Below are 5,455 nucleotides of genomic sequence, written 5' to 3'. Positions count from 1 at the left end.
TAACAAAAAAACAAAAAACTATATTCACAATCGTCGTATTATATGTATAATGAAAATTGTAGAAACTTGGAGATTATTCTTTCAATTCTACTTTTTAACAAGTGAGGGTACAGGAAGTGCAATTAGGGGAGGCAACACAACATGAAGAAAAAGATACCGTTATTACTTGCATCAACTTTAACTGCAAGTATGTTGCTTGGCGCGTGTAGCTACCAAAAAGATGATGCAAAAGCAAAAGGGAAAGAGAACGCTACGAGTAGTAGTAACGGAAAACAGATTCTTAATTTAACAGAGTTATCTGAAATTCCGTCAATGGATGCATCATTAGCATCTGACTCTTCATCTTCTACAGCATTAAATAATACGATGGAAGGTTTATATCGTATTGGCAAAGATCAAAAGAGAATGCCTGGCGTTGCAGAAGATGTCGAAAAGCTAGATGATGGGAAGAAATACATATTTAAATTAAGAAAAGATGCGAAATGGTCAAATGGGGAACCTGTAACAGCTAAAGACTTTGTGTATTCATGGAAAAGAGCCGTAAATCCAGATACAAAAGCAACGTATTCGTACATTATGTTCGATATTAAAAATGCAGAGAAAATTCATAAAAAAGAATTACCTGCTGACCAATTAGGTGTAAAAGCGATTGATGATTATACATTAGAAGTGGAATTAGACAATCCCGTTCCTTACTTTATCGATTTAACAGTTTATCCAGTATTTTACCCGCTAAATGAAAACTTTGTAAAAGCACAAGGTGATAAGTTTGGTTTAGAGGCAAATACAACATTATATAACGGTCCATTCGTTATGAGTGATTGGAAACATGAACAAAGTTTCCAATTCAAGAAGAATCCTTCATATTGGGATAATAAAACGGTTAAAATCGAAGAAATCAACTTTAATATTGTAAAAAATACAGCAACTGATGTAAATTTATATGAGACAAACGCGATTGATCGTGCGGCTTTAACGTCTGAATTTGTTGATAAGTTTAGACAAAGCCCAGAGTTCCAAACAAGAAAAGAAGCAGGGGTTGCTTACTTAAGATTTAATCAAAGTAATCAGTACTTAAGTAATAAAAACTTAAGAAAAGCAATTTCAATGTCCTTTGACCGTGATAACATTGCGAAAGTTATTTTAAATAACGGTGCAATTGGAGCTTACGGATTTGTTGGAAAAGATTTCGCTGAAGGTCCGAATAAAAAAGATTTCCGAGCTGAAAATGGAAAGCTAGTTGAAACAAATCCAAAAGAAGCGAAAAAGCTTTGGGAAACAGCGAAGAAAGAGCTTGGAACTGATAAAATCGAACTAGAATTCTTAAACTTTGATAATGAAGATGCTAAAAAAGTTGGTGAATTCTTAAAAGGTGAGATAGAAAAGAACTTACCAGGTTTATCAATTAAAATTAAACAGCAACCATTCGCACAAAAAAATAAATTAGAAGATTCTCAGCAATATGATATTGCGTTTGGTATTTGGGGACCAGATTTCCCAGATCCAATCTCATATTTAGATATGTTTGTTACGAATGGTTCTCAAAATAAAACAGGGTATTCTAATCAGAAGTATGATGAGTTAATCCTAAAAGCTAAAACAGATACAAAAGATTTACAAGCTCGCTGGAACAACCTTCTAGAAGTAGAGAAGATGTTAATTAAAGAGGATGCAGTTATCACTCCAATCTTCCAAAAAGGTTCAGCGTATGTAGTAAAAGGTGCCGTAAAAGATATTATCCCAATTAACTATGGTGGTAAATTAACTTACAAATGGGCATCTGTTGAACAAAAATAATCTTTTTTTTCCATCGTTTACAAGGGTATATGCCTATGATGGGCATATGCTCTTATTTTAAAAAAATAAAAGTAAGAATATTTTAAACTATCTTATTGCTTTTGAGAAAAACGGGGAGGTGCTTGACTATGGGACGTTATGTATTAAAACGTTTCGTGTACATGGCTTTGACATTATTTTTAATTACTACACTGACTTTCTTTTTGATGAAATTACTTCCGGGTTCTCCGCTTAAAAACCAGGAGAAGCTATCACCGGCACAAAAAGAAATCATTCTTGAAAAATACGGATTAAATGATCCGGTACCAGTTCAATACGCACGTTACTTAGGTAACTTAGCAAAAGGTGATTTAGGGGTATCATTCCAATATGATAACCGCCCAGTAACAGACATGATTGTGGATCGTATTGGACCATCAGCCCAATTAGGTTTACAAGCGATTATATTAGGGACATTTATCGGTTTAATTTTAGGTATTGTTGCCGCACTTCGTAATAATACGTGGGTGGATTATAGTGCAACAGTTATTTCGGTACTCGGAATGTCGGTACCATCATTCGTATTCGCCGCATTACTACAATATTTCGTAGGGGTAAAACTTGGTTGGTTCCCGGTAGCATTCTGGAAAGGACCAGAGTTTACTGTAATGCCTACAATTGCATTATCGATGGGAGTTATCGCAACAATCGCACGTTTCTCTCGTGCAGAATTAATTGAAGTTATGCAGTCAGACTATATTTTAACAGCGAAAGCAAAAGGAATTAGTCAAGGCGTTATCATTGTAAAACACGCACTTCGTAACGCGTTAATTCCAGTTGTAACAATTTTAGGACCAATGGTTGCGGCATTAATTACAGGAACACTTGTTATCGAGCAAATTTATGCTGTACCAGGACTTGGGGAACAATTCGTTAAATCGATTACTTTAAATGACTATACAGTTATTATGGGAACTACGATTTTCTATAGTGCAATCTTCATTTTAGTTATTTTCATTGTCGATATTTTATACGGAATTATTGATCCTCGTATTCGTTTAGCGGGAGGGAAAAAATGATGAAAGATGTACAAAAATTATCTCCAGATTTATTTCAACAAGCCAATCAAAATAATGTTGATAATGAAGTCATTGCCCGTCCAAGCTTAACGTTTTGGCAAGATGTAAGAAGACGTTTGTTCCAACATAAAGGTGCGATGCTTGGCCTTGTATTATTAGTAATCATTGCGCTATTAGCGATTTTTGGACCGATGGTAAGTAAACACTCGTATAAAGAGCAAGATTTAGGTCGTGCGAAATTACCACCAAAAATTCCAGTTATTGAAAATGTTCATTGGTTACCATTTGACGGTACAGATCAATATGGTGTTGACCAATATGAAAAACGTGATATTAAAGAGTACTTCTGGTTTGGTACAGATGATCTTGGCCGTGACTTATGGACAAGAACATGGGAAGGTACACGCGTATCATTATATATCGCTCTTTTAGCAGCAGCAATTGACTTAGTAATTGGGGTTGCATACGGAGGTATTTCAGCATTCTACGGCGGTAGAGTAGATAATATTATGCAACGTATTATGGAGATTATTAACGGTATTCCATACTTAATCATCGTTATTTTAATGGTAATCATTATGGGATCTGGTATTTGGTCAATTACACTCGCGATGGCGATTACGGGTTGGATAGGGATGTCGCGGATTGTTCGTGGACAAATCCTAAAGTTAAAAAACCAAGAATATGTATTAGCATCTCGTACATTAGGTGCAACAAATACACAATTAATTGTGAAACATTTAATTCCAAACGTAATGGGACCTATTATCGTAATGACAATGTTCACAATTCCATCAGCGGTGTTTGGTGAAGCGTTCTTAAGTTTCATTGGTTTAGGAATTCAGCCACCATTCGCGTCACTTGGTTCTCTTGTAAATGATGGTTATAAATCTATTCAAACGTATCCACACATGATGTTCATCCCTGCGGTTGTCATCAGTATGTTAATTCTAGCATTCAACTTAATGGCAGATGGATTACGCGATGCGTTAGATCCAAAAATGCGTAAGTAAATGAGGAGGGAGAAGTAAAAATGAAAACATTGTTAGAGGTAAAAGATTTACAAGTCTCCTTTGATACACATGCAGGTGAAGTACAAGCAGTGCGCGGAGTTACTTTTGATTTGAAAAAAGGGGAAACATTAGCGATTGTAGGAGAGTCTGGTTCTGGGAAATCAGTTACTTCTAAAGCGCTAATGGGGTTAATCCCAAATCCTCCAGGCCGTATTAAAAATGGAGAGATTGTATTTGACGGTCGTGATTTAACGAAATTAACGGAAAAAGAAATGCAGCAAGTTCGTGGTAAAGATATCGCGATGATTTTCCAAGATCCAATGACATCATTAAATCCAACGATGACAATTGGGAATCAAATTATGGAAGGTCTTATTAAACACCAAGGGATGAGTAGAGGAGACGCACGTAAAGTTGCGTTAGAATTAATCGACCTTGTAGGTATTCCAAATCCAGAAGCACGTTTAAAACAATATCCTCACCAATTCTCAGGTGGTATGAGACAGCGTGTAGTTATTGCGATGGCGTTAGCTTGTAACCCGAAATTATTAATTGCCGATGAGCCGACAACAGCGCTAGACGTTACGATTCAGGCACAAATTTTAGAACTTATGAAAGACATTCAGCAAAAAACAGAAGCGGCAATTATTTTCATTACGCATGACTTAGGTGTAGTAGCAAACGTTGCTGACCGAGTGGCAGTTATGTATGCTGGTAAAGTTGTTGAAATTGGAACTGTAGATGAAATTTTCTATAATCCGAAACATCCATATACTTGGGGCTTAATCGCATCTATGCCAAGTTTAGATGGTTCAGAGGAAGAGTTATACGCAATTCCTGGAACGCCTCCGGATTTATTGAAGCCGCCAAAGGGTGATGCTTTTGCACCACGTAACCCACAGGCGCTGAAAATTGATTTTGAAATGGAACCGCCTTTATTTAAAGTAAGTGATACACACTATGCGGCAACTTGGTTACTTCACGAGCAAGCTCCAGAAGTAAAACCGCCGGCAGTTGTTGAAAAACGTATTCTTCAAATGAAAGCAGGTGAACAACATGACTAAACAACGTGAGAAATTAATTGAAGTAAAAAATGTAAAGCAGCACTTCGACGTGAGTGGTGGTGTTGTCAAAGCGGTTAATGATATTTCATTTGATATTTACCGCGGAGAAACATTTGGTCTTGTAGGAGAATCAGGTTGTGGTAAATCAACAACTGGAAGAACGATTATTCGTTTATATGATGCAACTGCTGGTGAAGTATTATTCGATGGTGAAAACGTACATGGTAAGAAATCACGCACAGAATTGAAGAAATTCAACCGTAAAATGCAAATGATTTTCCAAGATCCATACGCATCACTAAATCCTCGTATGACAGTAGGGGATATTATCGCAGAAGGTATTGATATTCACGGATTAGCGAAAAGTAAAAAAGAGCGCATGGACCGTGTTCATGAACTACTAAACACAGTTGGTTTAAATAAAGAGCACGCAAACCGTTTCCCACACGAATTCTCAGGTGGACAACGTCAGCGTATCGGTATCGCTCGAGCGCTTGCTGTAGAACCAGAATTTATCATTGCC

5 protein-coding genes are annotated in these 5,455 nt (G+C 36.6%); all 5 read left to right on the top strand.

Annotated elements, in window-relative coordinates; all coding sequences use genetic code 11:
- Nucleotides 1-141: 141 nt before the first annotated feature.
- Entirely contained in the window at nt 142-1,797 is a 1,656-nt protein-coding gene (locus MR167_RS30190; protein WP_000727209.1) for a peptide ABC transporter substrate-binding protein, read from the top strand.
- Nucleotides 1,798-1,925: 128 nt separating this feature from the next.
- On the top strand, nt 1,926-2,855 hold the full coding sequence (opp3b, locus tag MR167_RS30185) for an oligopeptide ABC transporter permease (protein ID WP_000534168.1): 930 nt from the start codon (nt 1,926-1,928) through the stop codon (nt 2,853-2,855).
- Entirely contained in the window at nt 2,852-3,868 is a 1,017-nt protein-coding gene (gene opp3C, locus MR167_RS30180; protein WP_000974107.1) for an oligopeptide ABC transporter permease, read from the top strand. Before opp3b ends, opp3C begins: the two co-directional genes overlap by 4 nt.
- A gap of 20 nt (nt 3,869-3,888) precedes the next feature.
- The gene (locus tag MR167_RS30175) at nt 3,889-4,932 is read left to right on the top strand and encodes an ABC transporter ATP-binding protein (RefSeq protein ID WP_000854341.1); all 1,044 of its coding nucleotides are present in this window, start codon (nt 3,889-3,891) and stop codon (nt 4,930-4,932) included.
- Nucleotides 4,925-5,455, top strand: a 531-nt coding sequence (locus MR167_RS30170; protein WP_242316146.1) for an ATP-binding cassette domain-containing protein, incomplete at its 3' end; no start/stop codon positions are given. The genes MR167_RS30175 and MR167_RS30170, both read left to right, overlap by 8 nt.

Origin of the sequence: Bacillus cereus group sp. BfR-BA-01355 (assembly GCF_022663675.1) — a bacterium.
Classification (GTDB): domain Bacteria; phylum Bacillota; class Bacilli; order Bacillales; family Bacillaceae_G; genus Bacillus_A; species Bacillus_A thuringiensis_S.
This window is presented reverse-complemented; position numbering and strand designations above follow the sequence as displayed.